Annotated in this window: 12 protein-coding genes and 1 pseudogene; 4 read left to right on the top strand and 9 right to left on the bottom strand. The window is 71.9% G+C overall.

Annotated elements, in window-relative coordinates:
• The 3 genes and pseudogenes from QZV94_RS15440 to QZV94_RS15450 form a co-directional block, all read right to left on the bottom strand.
• A pseudogene (locus tag QZV94_RS15440) lies at positions 1-518 on the bottom strand (type VI secretion protein); the annotation flags it as partial.
• A gap of 295 nt (positions 519-813) precedes the next feature.
• On the bottom strand, positions 814-1,746 hold the full coding sequence (locus QZV94_RS15445; RefSeq protein WP_293678796.1) for a DUF2493 domain-containing protein: 933 nt from the start codon (positions 1,744-1,746) through the stop codon (positions 814-816).
• A gap of 254 nt (positions 1,747-2,000) precedes the next feature.
• Positions 2,001-2,450, bottom strand: coding sequence for a GcrA family cell cycle regulator (locus QZV94_RS15450; protein ID WP_293678797.1), 450 nt, complete (start codon positions 2,448-2,450; stop codon positions 2,001-2,003).
• Between the two features lie 406 nt (positions 2,451-2,856).
• Here QZV94_RS15450 and QZV94_RS15455 point away from each other — a divergent pair, with 406 nt between their 5' ends.
• Together QZV94_RS15455 and QZV94_RS15460 are read left to right on the top strand one after the other, a co-directional pair.
• Entirely contained in the window at positions 2,857-3,468 is a 612-nt protein-coding gene (locus QZV94_RS15455) for a hypothetical protein (RefSeq protein ID WP_293678798.1), read from the top strand.
• Positions 3,396-4,127 carry a hypothetical protein gene (locus QZV94_RS15460; protein ID WP_293678799.1) on the top strand — a complete coding sequence of 244 codons (732 nt, stop codon included), beginning with the start codon at positions 3,396-3,398 and terminating at the stop codon, positions 4,125-4,127. The genes QZV94_RS15455 and QZV94_RS15460 overlap by 73 nt, the downstream gene beginning before the upstream one ends.
• A gap of 78 nt (positions 4,128-4,205) precedes the next feature.
• Here QZV94_RS15460 and QZV94_RS15465 read toward each other — a convergent pair whose 3' ends face one another.
• Entirely contained in the window at positions 4,206-4,607 is a 402-nt protein-coding gene (locus QZV94_RS15465) for a single-stranded DNA-binding protein (protein ID WP_293678800.1), read from the bottom strand.
• A gap of 29 nt (positions 4,608-4,636) precedes the next feature.
• Complete coding sequence (locus QZV94_RS15470; RefSeq protein ID WP_293678801.1) at positions 4,637-4,984, bottom strand: hypothetical protein; 348 nt, start codon at positions 4,982-4,984, stop codon at positions 4,637-4,639.
• Positions 4,985-5,143: 159 nt separating this feature from the next.
• On the opposite strand from QZV94_RS15470, the gene QZV94_RS15475 reads away from it, so the two are divergent.
• Positions 5,144-5,446 (top strand): hypothetical protein, encoded by a 303-nt coding sequence (locus tag QZV94_RS15475; RefSeq protein WP_293678802.1) that lies wholly within the window; start codon positions 5,144-5,146, stop codon positions 5,444-5,446.
• Positions 5,447-5,448: 2 nt separating this feature from the next.
• Here the strand turns inward: QZV94_RS15475 and QZV94_RS15480 are convergent, their stop codons facing one another.
• The 3 genes from QZV94_RS15480 to QZV94_RS15490 form a co-directional block, all read right to left on the bottom strand.
• On the bottom strand, positions 5,449-9,708 hold the full coding sequence (locus QZV94_RS15480) for a strawberry notch family protein (protein WP_293678803.1): 4,260 nt from the start codon (positions 9,706-9,708) through the stop codon (positions 5,449-5,451).
• A gap of 1,208 nt (positions 9,709-10,916) precedes the next feature.
• Positions 10,917-11,999: a ParB N-terminal domain-containing protein gene (locus QZV94_RS15485; protein ID WP_293678804.1), complete on the bottom strand. Its 1,083-nt coding sequence runs from the start codon at positions 11,997-11,999 to the stop codon at positions 10,917-10,919.
• Positions 11,974-12,981 (bottom strand): toprim domain-containing protein, encoded by a 1,008-nt coding sequence (locus QZV94_RS15490; protein ID WP_293678805.1) that lies wholly within the window; start codon positions 12,979-12,981, stop codon positions 11,974-11,976. Before QZV94_RS15490 ends, QZV94_RS15485 begins: the two co-directional genes overlap by 26 nt.
• A 105-nt stretch (positions 12,982-13,086) precedes the next feature.
• Here QZV94_RS15490 and QZV94_RS15495 point away from each other — a divergent pair, with 105 nt between their 5' ends.
• The gene (locus QZV94_RS15495; protein WP_293678806.1) at positions 13,087-13,308 is read left to right on the top strand and encodes a hypothetical protein; all 222 of its coding nucleotides are present in this window, start codon (positions 13,087-13,089) and stop codon (positions 13,306-13,308) included.
• A 1,140-nt stretch (positions 13,309-14,448) separates the two neighbouring features.
• On the opposite strand, the gene QZV94_RS15500 is transcribed toward QZV94_RS15495, so the two are convergent.
• Positions 14,449-15,178, bottom strand: a 730-nt coding sequence (locus QZV94_RS15500) for a DUF3363 domain-containing protein (protein ID WP_293678807.1), incomplete at its 5' end; no start/stop codon positions are given.

The following is a 15,178-nucleotide window of genomic DNA, read 5'->3' on the forward strand; positions in this document are numbered from 1 at the left end:
AGGTCGTCGGCGACGCGCCGTAGCGTCTCCCGCGTGAAGCGTCGAAGGTCGGCGATCCGGTCGCCATGCTCGGGCGACAGGATGAAGCGGAAGTGGTGGCGGTCGCCGCTCCAGCCCTGAGTGACGGCCGCATCAACCTCGTCCGACGCGCGGTCGAAGAACTCCGGCCGTGCGCCCTCCATCCCGGCTCCCGAGCGGCCCAGATAGGCGACATGCGCGGCGAGCGCTGCGCCCCGGGCGGCGCCCGCTCCCGCGTGCCGCGACACCAGGGCCTTCACGATGACGCGCTGCCGGACGTCCAGTCGGAAGAGACGGCCTGAACGCGCCTGGGCGATCCTGAGGACGCCGGCGCGATCGCCGAGCGCGAAGAGGCGAGAAGCGGCCAGGCGCTGCAGGATGGCTGTGCGGGCCGGCGCGTGATCCGCCTTGACCCGCGTGGGCAGGCGCGCAATTCGATGCGGGGCGCGCGAGGCCGAAGCGGAATTCAGCCGAACCTGGATCGCATCTCGGGCCAGCATGATACCTCGCCAAGAGATCTCTGGACCCGCACGTCCCCGCAAGTCGCGGGATCGAGCGAAGGGCATGCTAAGTTCCAGAAAAACCTAAAGCAAACCCAAGAGCAAAGCACTCCTTTTATCTTGCCCTAAACCCCAAATTCCCCGCGAACATCAACACCAACCAAGTCGCCGCAAACCAAATCACGTCAACGCCACGCCACCACTCACGTCGTTACACCGAGTCTCTCCAGGGTGGCCAAAACGGAAAAACCCGCCCGGCCGAAGCCGAGCGGGTCAAGGACGGTTCGTGTGGAGTTCAGTTTGCGCGGACCCGGATCGCCACGTGCTGCACGCCACGTGCGGTCGCCTGCTGCGCCAGGTTCAGCGCCGGCCCGAAGGGATGCGAGCCGGTCGCGCGCGCCTCGTCGAGCGACTGCGCCAGGGTCAGGCAGCAGGTGGGTTCCAGGGCCATCAGCTCGTCATTTGCCCGGAAGGGAGCCGCCTTACCGTGCCGGTCGAAGTCGGCCCGGGCGAGCACGAGCGTCACGCCCTTCTGCTGCGCCCAGCGGATCGCGAGCCGCTCAGCGCCCTTGGCGCCGGTGGTCGCCAGCGCCATGTCCGGCCACTGCGACCGGGCCCAGTTCAAGGCGTCGAAGATGCGATTGCCGTCGGCCTGGCTGTCCGCGAACGGGGCGGCCCGGAAGGCCACCACCGGGCCCCCAGGATCGGCCTCGGTCGACCGGCGCCGCTCGATCGCCCGCAGCGCCTGCTTGGCCTCCAGCTGGGCCGCGGTCAGTTGCGTGCCGCGCCGGCTGCCGCGCCAGGGCGTCCAGACCTCTCCGGTCGCCGTGGTGTAGATCTCCGCTGCGGCGTCGCGGATCAATTCGCAGCCCGCCTGCGCCCCATCGGCCGCGCGTGTCGAGGCCGTGGCTTCCTGCAGTTCGGTGTCGGCCATCTCGGAGCCGTCGAAGTCGCGCTCCAGGCTCCGCATCCGGTCCCGTGAGCGGTCGGCCTCCCGCTCGATCCGACCCGCCGCCGAATGGAAAGCGCCGATGAGGCTCTCGGCGAGGATGGTCTGCACATCCTCCAGGGCTGTGTCGCCAATCAGGTCGAGCAGCTCGGTCATCACCGCCTGTCCTAGCTGCGCCAGGGCGTCTTCCGTGGGATGCGGGCGCACATCTTCCAGCGCCGAGGCTTGCACGTCGAACGCGGTATCCGAGGTCGAGAAGGCATGAAGGGAGAAGGTCATCGAAGGACTCCAGATTTGAGGGAATCGCCGATGCGCGCTCACGCGCAACGACCTCAGTCTTGGCCACGTCGGGTCCCGGCCAGTCACCGGAGCGGAGCGCGCCGCGCGGAGCGGAGGGAAACGGGCTTCAGGCCGTTGACGGGCCGGGTGACGTGACAAGATGAGAGGGCGTTGTGTGGGGGCGTTGCACCCGCCCGCAGAGGCGGGCGCTCCGTCCGGCGCGCCATTGCGCCGGGTGCTGAGCCGCCGCCTCGCTAACCCAGCCGGGCGAGTTTCAGCAGGTGGTCCCGATCGGTCGGCCGATAGGCCAAAGCCCCATGCGGGTCGCAGTAGGCGCCGCGGACGGCCTTTCGCCCACACAGGCAGAAGTCCTCGGCCAAGGGATCGCCCATCGGCCAACGGCACTGACCCCGTTGGATGCTCACGACGTTCGCCAGGCCGATCTCGGGCGGCGCGACGAGCCTGGGAGGCGCCGCCGCATAGCGCGGCCGCAGCCGCTGCTCGCGCTTCGGCTTGGCGCGCCGAGCTCCAGGCGCTGACGGCGCGGCCCGGCCGGACAGGCCGAGCCGGTGAATCTTGCCGATCACGGCGTTGCGGGTGACGCCGCCCAGGTTGCGGGCGATCTGGCTGGCGCTGGCGCCCTCCTGCCAGAGGCGTGAGAGGGTCTGGACGCGATCATCGGTCCAGGTTGAGGTCGCGGACATGGTTTCGGCTCCGGATCTGCGAGCCCGATCGGCTCGCCCCCGCCCGCCCTCGCTTCGCCTTCGCGTGAGGGATCGTCACCCGGATGGGCGGAGACCCGGCACGGGGCTCCGGGAGCCGCAGGCGACTAGAGCCCGACCCGGCCGCAGGCCGGGCACGCCCAGTATCCGGCGCGACCTCGCTCCACCCGACCCATCAAGGCCCGGCGGCCAGGACGGCAGAGTTGAGCTATCGTGCCATCCATGCCCTGGAGTTCGCCGCCGTCTCGCAAGAAGGTGCTCACCACGCCCGCCGACACGGCCCCTTGCCCATGTGGATCGGGGTTGGCCTTCGCGGGCCGCTGCCAGCGCCACCTGCCGGGCTTCCACCAGGGCCGGGCGTTTCGCGAGGCGATGGGGCAAGGGCGACTTGGAGGCGGCGCTGACCGCCGCTCGAGCCGACTTCACGCAGCATGCGATCTGGCACGCCACCAACACGGCGCCGGCCATGCGCGCCGGCAACCCGGCCGTGAAGATGCTGGTCGAGTCGGACATCACCTGCCTGGGCGCCTATGCCGAGACCGTGGCGGAGACGCTCTATCGCCTTGGCCGCGCCGCAGAGACACCGGCGCTGCTGGAGCGGCTGCGGCCGCTGATCGATGACCCCCGCTGGCCGCGGAAGGTCCTCTATCTGCAAGCTCAGTCCCTCTACATGGCGACGGACGACCGGGCGGAGGCCCGTCGCGAATTCGCCAAGCTCGTGCCCCTGACGCCCAAGGAAGCGGACGTCGACATCCTGCGGCTGGGGATCGGTTTGCTCGCCGACGAACTCTCGATGACCAAAGCGCTTCGGCTGTGCGACCGGGTGCTCGAACTGACCGAAGACCTGGACGACCAGCTGCGCTTCCGCGCGCTCAAGGCCGTCCGCTACCCGACGCATGGTGTGATGAGGACCAGGCAGTCGAGGAATTGGAGGCGGCGCTGGCGCTGGCGCTCGGCGACGAGGACGCCAAGCTGGATCCCGTCACCCAGTGGATTCTGAGCTGGATCCTCACGCACCTCGGCCTGATGCGCCCGGACCCGGCGATCTTTCAGCGGGCGCACGCGCTGCTGGAGGTGCGCCTGGCGCATCCGCATCTCACCCCGTTGGGCCGTGCGCGGATCACGGAGGAGCTCGCAGACCTCTACCGAACGGCGGGTCGCCCGGCGGAGGCGGAACGGGCCTACCGGGCCTCCCTCGATATCCATCCCAGCGCGCGAGGCGAGATATTCCTTGCGCAATCCATCCTCTTTCAGGGGCGCGCCCGGGAAGCTGATGACGGTCTCCGGGCCATCCGTATGGAGCGGCTCGGGCCGAACGAATACGAGGACTACGTCTTCGCCCTTGCCGGCGTCGCGGCACAGCTTGGCGATGACGACGCCCTCGCAGACGCCGAGCGGCGACTACGCGCCCACAAGTCAACCGATCCCTACTTCGAGCGGCGGCGCCTGAAGCTGATCGTGGAGGTGGCCGACGCCATGGCGGCCGGCGCCAGCGCGCCCCTGATCGAGCGGGTCCGACGCCTCCTGACGACGCCGGTGCGCACCTTCAACCGCTACATCATGGCCGAGCCGAACATCAACGGCATGGGCTTTCGGGTGAACAACATGCTCGAAGATCTCTCCAAGGCGCGGACCACCCGGGCGCGCCGCAAGCCCTGAGCTCCCGGTCGTCGACCACATGCAAAAGGTGGCCAGCCGCGCGGCCTGGCCACCTTCCGACAGTCGATAGGCGACCGCTTAGAACGGGATTTCGTCGTCCAGGCCACCGCCCATTGGGGTCTCTTCCAAAGCCGGGCCCGCGGAACGATCGTGGCGGTCCTTGATCCGGAGGCCCTCGACGATCAGCCGAAGATCATAGTGGGCGGTCCCGTCCTTGCCGGTCCAGGTGTCGTTCTCGACGTGGCCGCTCACCACCACCCGTGCGCCCTTGCGGGCATAGGCGCCGATGTAGTCCTCGGCGGTCTTCTCGTTGAAGCAGATGCAGTTGAAGCCGGTGGTGCGCTCGCCCATCTGGCCGTCGCCGCGCCGAAACCGCACGGTCTCCAGGACGCGGAAGCTGGCGCGCTTCTTGCCCGAACCCTGGGCCGCCAGGATCGAGGGATCGGCGGCGAGATAGCCTTCGATGATCACGCTTTGCATGGTCAGTCTCCTTGGTCTGAAAGGGGGTGTCAGGCGGCTTGCCGCCGGTCGTCGGCTGCCCGGTCGGCGGCCCAGTCGAGGACCGTCAGCGAGCGGATCACCAGCTCCTTGGCGGCGCGCTCGCCGCCCTCGCGCGCCTCGTAGCGGTTGTCGACGAAGGCGCCGACCGCCACGACCTCGCAGCCGGCCGCGATGCCCTCGGCGATTACGCGCTCGTTGAGCCCCTTGGCCCAGCTGACGCAATTGACCCCGACCACCCGTGGCTCGCCGGCGGCGTCACGACCCCGGTTCTCAAGGAGGCGGAACACCGCCTTGGCGTAATCCTCGGTCACCTGCGGATCGGCCGCCAACCGGCCTACGAACACGACATTCTGCATGACAGTCTCCTGATGAAAGCGAAGCTTCGAGGCCTAATCCCCGATCAGCTTCACCCGGCGAGGCCCTCCCTCCTCGCCACCCTTCGGCGTCCCGGCCGCCCCCAAACGGTCGCCATCCGGCCCTGGCCTCCGCCGCCGCTGGCGCGTAGTCCTTCGGCGATGAGTGACTTCCTCGACGTCTCCGGGCTCTGGGGCGCGCGCTACCGCTTCCGGCGCACCGCGCCCGCAGAACTGCCGGTGATGGCCGGCAACCTGCTGGTCGCGGCAGGGCCGCCAGCGCGCCTGAAGGTCCTGTTCTGCGGCGCGGCCAGCAGCCTGGCGGACGCGGCGCCGGTGGTCGTCGAAGCCCTGAAGGCCAACCGCAATGCGCGCCTGAACGTGGCGCGGACGGTCCGCGAGGCCGAGCACGCCGACATCGTCGCGGCCGTCGGCCCGGACACGGAAGCCGCCGACCTCGACTAGGGTCAGGACCCCGGGTCGAGCGCCTGGACGACCGCGTGGCGGCCAACCACGGCCGCCGCCACGTCCGGCCCGTCGACGGGCACGAAGACCCGAAGGGTGTAGGCGATGATCTCGGTGAAGCAGCCGAGCGCCACCAGCGAGGCCCGGTCGCCCGCGCCGCCCACCACCTCGATCCGCCAGCGGTCCATCACTCGCGCGCGGCGAAGCCAGAACCCGCCCGCGAGGCCCAGCTGCACCCCGCGCTCCAGCACCTCGCGCAGGACCAGCGATCCGTCCGACCACGCCTCGGCCAGGCTCGTCACGCCAAGTGCGGCCTTGAGGGCGGCCACCTGGCTCGCATCGAGCACGCGGCCCAGCCAGCGCCGCCCGTCCGGGGCTTTCACACGGCGCACCTGCGCCCCCTTGGCCGGCAGCCGCGCCCAGACCGGCAGCAGGAGGCCGGTGGCCAGCGTCAGCTCGCGCGTCCGCCAGGGATCGGCCGCCGCGATCTCGGCCTCCCAGATGGCGCGCCAAGCCCCCGCCTCGGCGGGCGCCCACGCCGACTCCTCGAACGCCTTGGCGGTCTCCAGCGACTTGCCCTCCGGCCGGCGCAGGCGGACCGCCGGCAACAGCCGGTCGTTGTCGTCGGTGGTGGTCAGGCCGAGTTCGACCAGTGCGGCGCGGCCGGACCGGCCGTTGACGGCGAGGATGGCGGCTTCGCCGAGGCGTTCGGCCAGGCCGAGCGCTTCGTCGGCGCGCAGGAACTCGCGGCGGCTGCGCAGCCTGAACCCGATCAACCGCGTCTCCGCGCCGGAGCCAGGGTCGGTGCGCACCGTCTCCTCCGACAGCACCTGCAGGTCCTCGGCCACGATGTCCTCCACCCCGTGGTCCAGCAGGCCCGCGGCGGCGGCGCGCTCGATGACGCCGGCCAGGATCTTCTCGTAGTCGGCGAAGAGCGCGTTCTGGTCGGCGATGCGCAGCGCCAGCAGCCGGTTCAGGAAGGTGGTGATCGGCGGCAGGTCGTCGGCCCCCTTCAGCAGCCCCTCGGAGTCCAGCAGCGACAGACCGGTCTTGGCCTCGAAGTCCCCCAGCGACATGCTCTCCAACTCGCCCCAGGCCAGGGCGCCGTAGAGCACCATGAGCGCGCGGCGCGCCCAGGGGCTCTCCAGGTTGTCCTCGGCGCGGAAGAGCCCGGCGCCGGCCACGCGCCGTTCGCCGCGGGTCAGTGCGCCCAGCGAGTCCAGCCGCCGCGCGATCGTCGACAGGAACCGCTTCTCGCCGTGGATGTCGGTGGTGGCCGGCCGGAACAGCGGCGCTGAGGCCTGGTGCGTCCGATGTGTGCGCCCCAGGCCCTGGATCGCCGCGTCGGCCCGCCAGCCCGGCTCGACGAGGTAGTGGACCCGGCGCTGGCGGTTCATCGCATCGAGGGCGGCGTGGTAGCTGCGGCCGGTGCCGCCGGCGTCCGAGAAGACGAGGACCCGCTTGCGGCCATCCATGAAGGCGTCGGTTTCGGCCTTGGCGGCCGAGGCGCTGCGGCGCTCCACGACACGGCGGCCGTCGCGCAGGACGACCCGGCGCGTCCGCCCGGTGATCTCCGCCACCGCGCCCGTGCCGAAGCCGTCCAGCACGGCGTCCAGGACGCCGGGGACCGCCGGTAGGCTCGCAAGCCCCGCGATGGTCTCGTCGCGCAGTCGCAGCGCCTCCTGGCTGTGCACCGGGTGGCCGTCCTGCATGACCGGCACCAGCGTCACCTCGCCGTCCTCGCCCTCGATCGCCTCCATGAGCGCTGTGGGAAAGGCGCCGCGCAGGTAGTCGAGGACATACTCCTTGGGCGTCAGGTCGACGGACAGGTTCGACCACTCCTCGGGCGGGATCTCGGCCAGCCGCCGACTCATCACCGCCTCGTTGGTCGAGACGATCTGGACCACCGAGGAGCGCCCCGCGGCGAGATCGGTTCGGATCGCCGCGATCAGGGTGGGGGCCTTCAGTCCGGCCAGCAGGTGTCCGAAGAAGCGCAGCTTGGCGCTCTCGAACGCCGAACGCAGCGCGCTCAGGGCCGCGCCGCTCTGCACCTTGCCCTCGTCGTCACAGACGCCGACCGCCTTCAGCGCCGCGCCCAGGTTGGCGTGGATCACCTGGAACGCGTCGGCCCAGGCATCCCAGATCGCGACGTCGTCGGCGGTCAGCGGATGCTCCAGCGGCGTGTATTCCACGCCCTCGAAGGACAGGCTGCGGGCCACGTAGAGGCCCATCGCCTTCAGCTCGCGGGCCACCAGCTCCATGAAGGCGATGCCGCCCGCCTCCGCCGCCTCCAGGAAATCGGCGCGTGTCGCAAAGGGCGCCTCCGGCCCGCCCCATAGGCCCAGCCGAGACGCGTAGGCGAGGTTGGCGGGTTCCGTCGCGCCGGTGGCGGAGACGTAGAACACCCGCGCGCTCGGCAGCCGGTTCTGCAGCGCCAGGCCCGCCAGGCCCTGCTGCGAGGCCTTCTTCGGCCCCCGGGCGCCGGCGCCGCCGGCCGCGCCGCCCATGGCGTGGGCCTCGTCGAACACCACGACGCCGTCGAAGTCCGCGCCCAGCCAGGTCACGATCTGGTCGAGGCGCGAGGCCCGGCCGCCCCGCGCGGGCTGGCGCAGGGTGGCGTAGGTGGTGAACAGCACCCCGCGCTCCAGCCCGATGGCCTCGCCGAGCTTCCAGCGCGCCTGGGCGATCACGTCGTGGGCGCTGCCGCCGATCGCCTTCCAGTCACGCTGGGCGTCCTCCAGCAGGGCCTCATTGCGCGAGAACCAGAGCGCGCGAACGCGTCCCTGCGCCATGTTGTCGGCGATCACCGCGGCGATCTGCCGGCCCTTGCCGGCGCCGGTGCCGTCGCCCAGGAACATGCCGCGCCGGAGCTGGAACCCACCCTCCGCGCCCTCCGTCCCGTCCTCGACCCGCCGCAGCTCGTGCGGCGCGTCGCTGAGCGTCCACGCTCCCGCCAGCAGGGCGGCGTGCGCCTCGCCGGCATAGATCACGGTCTCAGCCTGGGCGTCCGACAGCTGTCCCTCGGCGCGCAGGTGCGGCGGCAGCATCGGCCGGTAGGACGGCGCCGGCGGGGCCACCGAGGCCATTGCCCCAGACTCCACCAGCGGCGTCGGGTGCGGATGGGCCTGGGCGAAGACGATGCGGCCGGGCCGCCAAGCCTGGTAGAGCCCGACGTCGCGCCCTTCGCCGCTCCAGTCGCAGACGGCGTAGTCGAGCGGCGCGGCCCCCTCGACGACCCGCAGCGCCATCGTCGAGCCCCTCAGCGTCCGCGTCCTTGGGACGAGGCCGCTGGGCGCTGGGCGCGCGATGCGGGCCTGCGCTGTCGGCCGGGCGGGCAGGGCGGATGCCCAGGCCGCCGCCTGCGCCAGGTCGTCCGCCGTGGCGACCTCCAGACCGGCCCCGCCCTCGCCGCGATCGATGACCAGCAGACCGGTGTCGATGTTCGTCCCGTGCTTGAGGAATGCGCCTGGCGGCAGGCTGAGCCCGCCGACCAGCCGGCCGTGACGCCGCAGCATCGCCAGCAGGTCGGCATCCGAGAGCGCAGTGGCCGGCACGATGGCGGCGAGCCGGCCGCCGTCCGCCAGGCAGGCCAGGGCGGCTAAGAGGTGCGACCCCAGGCCCGCGAACGGCGGGTTCATGACGACGACGTGGAACGCGCCGGCGGCCGGCAGCAGGTCGCCCAAGTGGGCCGCGTCGAGGCGCGTTCGCGCCGCGCCCGGGAACAACCCGTCCAGCAGCCCGGCGCGGCGCTCGCTTAGCTCGTTCAGTACGACCTGCGCGCCACAGGCTTCCGCAAGCGCCGCCACCATGCCGATTCCGGCCGAGGGCTCCAGCACCTGGTCGCCCGAGCGCACCTGCGCGGCCAGCACCAGCAGCGCCGCCCAAGGGGCCGGGGTGGAGAACTGGTCGAGCGCCAGCTGGTGCTCGGAACGGCGGGTGTGGGTCAGGCCCAGGGCCGCCATGTCCGCCAGCGCCGTCAGGATCTCGCCCGGCGCGTCCTCGAGCCGGCTGACCTGCGGCCCCAGGCGCCGCACCTGCAACACCATGGCCGCCTCGATGGCGTCATAGGCGTCGCGCCAGTCCCATGCCCCATCGGCGTCCGTGGCGCCGAAGGCGGTGGTCAGCACGGCCGACACCGTGCGCCGTTCCAGGGGGCGGCCGCGGAAGAGGTGAGGGGCCAGCGTCCGGGCGGCGGCGAGCAGGTTGGCGGACCGATCGCGGTCCGGCGTGTCGGCGGCGAAGAGGGGCAGGGCGGCGTTCATGGCGGAGCTCCCGCCCGGCGCGGAAGGCGCCTCCCTCCAGTCCGCCGGGCTTGCTCCCGCCCGCCCTTCCTTCACCTCCCACGACGCGCAGTAGGACGGCGCCGTCCCGGAGCGACCGGAACGGCGCCGTCGACCCGACAAGCGCACCGCGGTGGGAGCCGCCGTCGCAAGGACGGCGCGAAACGCTCCAGACGTGCCCACCCCTGGCCACACCGGTTTCGGCGGTGCGGAGCGCCAGGCGTTCGCGACGGGCATGCGCCGCCGCCAGGTGGTCGCTCAGGCGGCGCGCGGGGCCTCGACCGCCGCGGGCGCACCCTCTTCAACCGGGCTTTCCGGCTCGTCGGGGGCCTCCGGCTCCTCGGGCAGCTCGGCCGTCCACGACAGGTAGGCGGGCGCCCAGCCGCGCTCGGCGGCCCGTTCGGCGACCAGCGAGACGAGCTCGTCCTTTTTGGCCGCGCCCGCGCGGGACTCTCCGGCCCCCATCTGGTCCAGCATGTCGAGGAGCTTGGCCTTGGGGTGCGCGCCCAGGAACGCCTCATCCGGGGTCCAGTGCAGGGTGACGTCAGCTTGGCAGAGGGCGGCGACCTCCACCGCCTCTGACCGCGCTGATCGGCGGATCGACGTGGTGCGCTCCTCGCGGAGGTCGAGGCTTAGCGCCACGACCTCCGCAAGCAGGGCCATCTTCTCGCCGTGGGCCAGCCCGGCCACCCAGGCGATCGGCGAGAGCGCCGTGGCGGCCCAGGCCGCGCGGCGGTCGGCCAGCCGGCGGCGCACGTCGCCGTCCAGCGCCTCGATCGGGGACACGCGGGGCCGGCCGTAGGCCTCGGCCTCGATCGTGAGTGCGCCGCCACCGCGGCCGCGGCCCTGGTGCAGCACCAACACGGCGAACAGCCGGGCGACCAGGGCGGTAAGGGCCGCGCCGGGGTCGTCGGCCAGGGCCCGGATCAGCGCCCGGGTGGCTGCATCGGTACGCACCTCGTGCAGCGCATGACCCACGCCCTCCAGGTCCGGCCGCGGCGCGATCGCGATGGGTACAGCCGCCGGGACCGACGTGACGTCGCGGTGCGCCGACGGCAGCTCCCACCGTTCATCATCGTCGCCATCCTCGTGCTCCTCATCGACGTCGTCCGCCTCGACCACGGGTGCGGGCGGGCCGAAGGCGCGCAGGCTGACGCCGGTGGCGGTGTCCGAGAACACCTGGATGAACGTCACGTCTCGCGCGGGTTCGCTGGCGAGGTCCGCCGCCAGCGTCGCCGACAGGTAGGCGGCGACGACGGGATCAACGTCGTCCGCCGCCCAGTCGAGGTCCGCGAGGGCCGCCTCGGCCTCTTGCTCGGCGTTCTGCGCGTCTTCCCAGGCGGCGAGCCCCTCGGCGTCCAGGCCCATCCCGTAGGCGTCGCCGAACGACGCCAGCGCCGGATCGTCGATCTCGGCCGGCGCCACGGCGACCTGGACATGTACGCCGTCGGCGGCGAGCGCCTGCGCCAGCCCCTCGGCGCGCGCCACCCACGCCGCCTGCAGGATCTCCGGATCGAGCACCACGTCAGGCCGTTCGCCGAAGAGGTCGGTCTCGATCCGCCGGCCGCCGCGTAGCGGTCCGCGCCCACAAGTCGGAACCGCCGGTCGCGCACGGTCACCTGCCCGGCGTTGAGGCGGTCGGTGACCCGCCATTCCTGGAAGCCGAACCCGTTCATCGCCGCCTCGGCGATCTCGCCCTGCTCCTTGCGGTTGGGCAGCCGCGCCAGCAGCCGGGCCTGGCGCAGGGTGATGCGGCCGCCCTTCAGGGCCTCGATCGCCTTCGGATGCAGCTCGGCCAGCGCCGCGAGCCGCCGGATATCGACCTCGGCATACCCCAGAGCGCCGGCGATGACCGTAGGCGTGAGCTTGGCCTTCGACATCTTGCCGATGGCCACGATGATGTCGGCCACATGCACCGGCACGGCGGTGTTGGTGAGCACGACCGCGGCCGCCTGGCGGGCGGGATCGGTCTCCACGAAGGCCTCGACGGGATAGTCGTCGGTGATCCGGCCGGCGTCGCGCAGCAGCTCGAGGGCCAGCAATCGCCGGCGGCCATCGAGGGCCATGCCGGGCTTCTCCTTACGTTTGCCGGGCCGGACCGTCAGCGGCTGCAGCACACCGGCCGCGAAGATGGTCTCGGCCAGCTCCGGCACGCCGTCGTCGGCCGGTTCGCTGAAGCGCATGTTCTCAGGCGCGACACCAAGGTCGCGCAGGGCGAAGAGCTTTGGAAGCCGGGCCGGCAGGGTCTCAACGGTGGACGCGTTCGCAGACATGGGGAGTCTCCCGTCCGGTCGCGCGGGACCACCCCTGCGGCCTGGACGCCCCGCCCCGCCCTTCCTCCCCGCCTTCCGCCCGCCAGACGTCGTTCCAGTCCCCGGCGCCAGGCGGCGGCAACGCCACGCGCGCCGTGACGCCGGTGGCGATCAGGCCGGCCCGCAGACGCGCCGCGGACCGCTCCCCGTCTGGGCCGCGATCGCCGGCGATCAGGACGCGGCGCACGCCCGGCGGCGCGCGCCAGCGGCGCAGGTTGCTGGTCGAGAGCAGCGCCCAGCCGGGTTGGCCGAACAGCGCCATGGCGCCCAGGGTCGAGAAGACCCCTTCGGCCACCAGCATCTCGGCGGCGCCCTCGCCCAGCCGCACCGCCGATCCCGCGGGCAGGAGGCCGATGAGTTTGCGGGAGGGCCGCGCGCGCCGGCTCCGCCGCCCCTGCGCGTCGAGGTAGGTGACCTCGACAGCGGTCAGCGCCCCGTCCGGACCCGAAACACTCGCCAGGAGCGCGGGCAGCCGTGGCCCGCGATCGCGATAGATCGAGAGTGGCGTGGCGGCCTGGGCGCGCAAGGCGTTGGCCAGATCGACCCCCGGCTCGATGCCCCGGGCCCGGCAGTGCCGCGCGGCCGGACCGTCCATCCCCAGGGGACCGGCGGCGGCCCACAGCGCCTGCGCTGCGCGGAGGCGCTCGGCCCGCGTCGGCTCCGGGCGCACGAGCCGCGGCCCCTCGGCGCCGCCGTCACAGAGCCGGTTCTCAGCGTCGATCCAGCCGCTTGCGCGCAGATCGTCGAGCACCTCGCGCCAGTCGGCGGCGCCGAAGCTGTGCACCAGCACGCGGCCCTCGACGAGGCGCAGGGAAACGGACCGGTCGGCGGCGCGATGGCCTGGCGCCGGAACCAGGGCGCGGCTTCCCCCCGCATAGCATTCGCCGCCGAGCCGGGCGGCGAGCCCCGACAAGCTCTGCGTTCCAGTGATGGCGCGGGACATGGCCAACTCCCAGGCTTCCTCGCCGGGCCGTCCCTTCCTCCGCCCCCGGATCGTCAGGGCTGGAGTCTTGTCATTCATCGACCGTCGTTCCATCGAGTGGGGCAGATGGAATCGACCGACCAAGCGCTGCTCTATCTGCTCGACCTGCGCCTGCAGGCGCGCGGCCGGCCGGAGGCGACGCGGATCATCGACCGTTGTTTGCGCCTCCTCACGCAGAGCCGATCCGCCGATCCCGCGACGCTGGCGGGGCTGGACCAAGAGCTGCAGCAGCTGCGCGAGGACCTCGAACGACGGTTCGGACCGCCGAAGGCCCATCGGATCCACTAGAGCCCGGACTCATGAGATCGGACAGGCCGAGGGCGTCGCGGCCAGGGCGGCCACGCGGCCATGGCGGTGGAGAATGGAACGGCGGGCAGGTCGCGAAGCGGCGCCCGTGTTCGACTTCCATGCGGGGCCTGACGGGCTGGTGGTTCAAGTCACCAACCGCCGGTCCGGTTGCGCCGCAACTGGGCCATGGCCGCCCGATGACGACGCGGCCAGCGACAATCGCCCGGACCTCTCTGGCATCTTGGCGGATGACTGGATGATCCAGTTCCCCGATGATCTCGTGCGGTAGCCAACCGGACGCAGGGCCCGGAGAATCTGTTCCCGGGCGAGGCCCGCTGATGCCCCGCGGCGCCATGAACGAGAGCGCGGTCGCCTTCCAACGGCGGGACCAATGGAGCGGAACCGGTGTGGGCCCGCAGGTGAGTCGGTCGACCGCGACCCCATGGACGTGGCGTTCGCGCTGGAGGCTCCGGGGCCACGCCAGACGGCTTCGTCCGTCTTGGGCGTGGGTTGACCGTACGCGCGCCAAACGAAGGGTCCGACAACCCTTCAAGGAACCCGTTCAGCGCTACCTTGCCGCCGACACGGAGCGCCTCGGTGCTGCTTATGACCAACCGCGCTTGCGAGAAGGCGGTGTGATACTCGGCCTCGGTCGGCGCTCTTAGGTCGCCGTCCGGCTCCAGGGTCTCAGCCGCCGAGGTGAAGGTGAAGGGCGCGCAGGCGTACGCCGGCTTATGGCGAAGCCAGGACCGCACCAGAACATCCTCCAGCGGCAGCGCGGCCACGAAGTAGTGCGCTAGGATCGCGATATCCACCAACGGGTCGGGTTCGACGACGGTCGCCAAACGAACAAGCTCCAGGCCCGGAACGTCGTGCTCTCCGGCAACGGCGATCGGCTCCACGTTGACCTCCGCCGCTACCAGAATCCGAGACGCGACCTCAGCGACAGCGACTACCGCCTGATGATCACCACGGTCGCCAAGCTCTCGTCGGCGGTCATCTCGCACGCGACGGTTCGCAAGGAGCTTGAGGCGGCTGACGCGAAACCCGCGGGAGCTGGTGGTCCTCGTGTCGCCCTCGATCACCTTGGACATGCCGATCGCCGTCCTCGATCTGGAGAACGGCTTCCTCAAGCGTTGACTACCGTCCGAGTTCGACACCGCGGCCGGCCTCAAGCACCCGTGCGCCGCGCGGGCACGGGACCAGGTCCACTCTGCGACCGATCTTCGGCAAGGTCTGCCCGAAGCCGAGGCGGGCGTAGTGCTCCTCGCCTCCGCGGTCCCGAACGATCACCCACGGCACGCCGCCCAGCTCGTCGTGGGCCCCACGCTGCACGACTCGCCCGCGAACGGCCTCGGATCCCAGTTCGCGGACGGCGCGCCGGGTCTCGAGCCGCCGCTGATGCCAGGTGCGGATGATGTCCTGCCGCAGCTGCAACCCCCGCAGGCGTGTCTCCAGATCTGCGTCCAACCGGTAGCGGCGGCCCTGCCGGGTCGCCAAGCCGAGCATCTCCAGGCGACGCAGGCGCCCGCGCGTCAGGGCCGCCCACGCGTTGTTGCCGCCCACGCCGTCTTCCACCATGCGCTCGGCGTCTGCCGACGCCACGAGGCGCCGATCGAAGCCGGTGAACCGATCGGCCTGCGTTTCCCGCCAGACGCGGCGTTCCGCTTCGCCCCGCGACAGGTCGCCCAGCAGCCCGTCCGCGACCTCCTGGGCGCGGGCCCGGAAGCCGTAGCCGACGTAGCTGCGCGGCATCACCAGATCGCGGCCTGAGGCGCGGCGTCCGCGAATCAGGACGTGGGCATGGGGTTGGTCGGTGTCGTAGTGACAGGTGGCGACCCATTGTAGGTCGGGCTCGCCCAGGTCGTCG

Origin of the sequence: uncultured Phenylobacterium sp. (assembly GCF_902826855.1) — a bacterium.
Classification (GTDB): Bacteria; Pseudomonadota; Alphaproteobacteria; order Caulobacterales; family Caulobacteraceae; genus Phenylobacterium.

What these genes read in the sequence shown, in the direction of transcription:
- QZV94_RS15450 (WP_293678797.1), bottom strand. Translation starts at nt 2,450, where the DNA reads ATGTCCGCGACCTCAACCTGGACCGATGATCGCGTCCAGACCCTCTCA.
- QZV94_RS15470 (WP_293678801.1), bottom strand. Translation starts at nt 4,984, where the DNA reads ATGCAGAATGTCGTGTTCGTAGGCCGGTTGGCGGCCGATCCGCAGGTG.
- QZV94_RS15480 (WP_293678803.1), bottom strand. Translation starts at nt 9,708, where the DNA reads ATGAACGCCGCCCTGCCCCTCTTCGCCGCCGACACGCCGGACCGCGAT.
- QZV94_RS15445 (WP_293678796.1), bottom strand. Translation starts at nt 1,746, where the DNA reads ATGACCTTCTCCCTTCATGCCTTCTCGACCTCGGATACCGCGTTCGAC.
- QZV94_RS15495 (WP_293678806.1), top strand. Translation starts at nt 13,087, where the DNA reads ATGGAATCGACCGACCAAGCGCTGCTCTATCTGCTCGACCTGCGCCTG.
- QZV94_RS15485 (WP_293678804.1), bottom strand. Translation starts at nt 11,999, where the DNA reads ATGTCTGCGAACGCGTCCACCGTTGAGACCCTGCCGGCCCGGCTTCCA.
- QZV94_RS15475 (WP_293678802.1), top strand. Translation starts at nt 5,144, where the DNA reads ATGAGTGACTTCCTCGACGTCTCCGGGCTCTGGGGCGCGCGCTACCGC.
- QZV94_RS15465 (WP_293678800.1), bottom strand. Translation starts at nt 4,607, where the DNA reads ATGCAAAGCGTGATCATCGAAGGCTATCTCGCCGCCGATCCCTCGATC.
- QZV94_RS15490 (WP_293678805.1), bottom strand. Translation starts at nt 12,981, where the DNA reads ATGTCCCGCGCCATCACTGGAACGCAGAGCTTGTCGGGGCTCGCCGCC.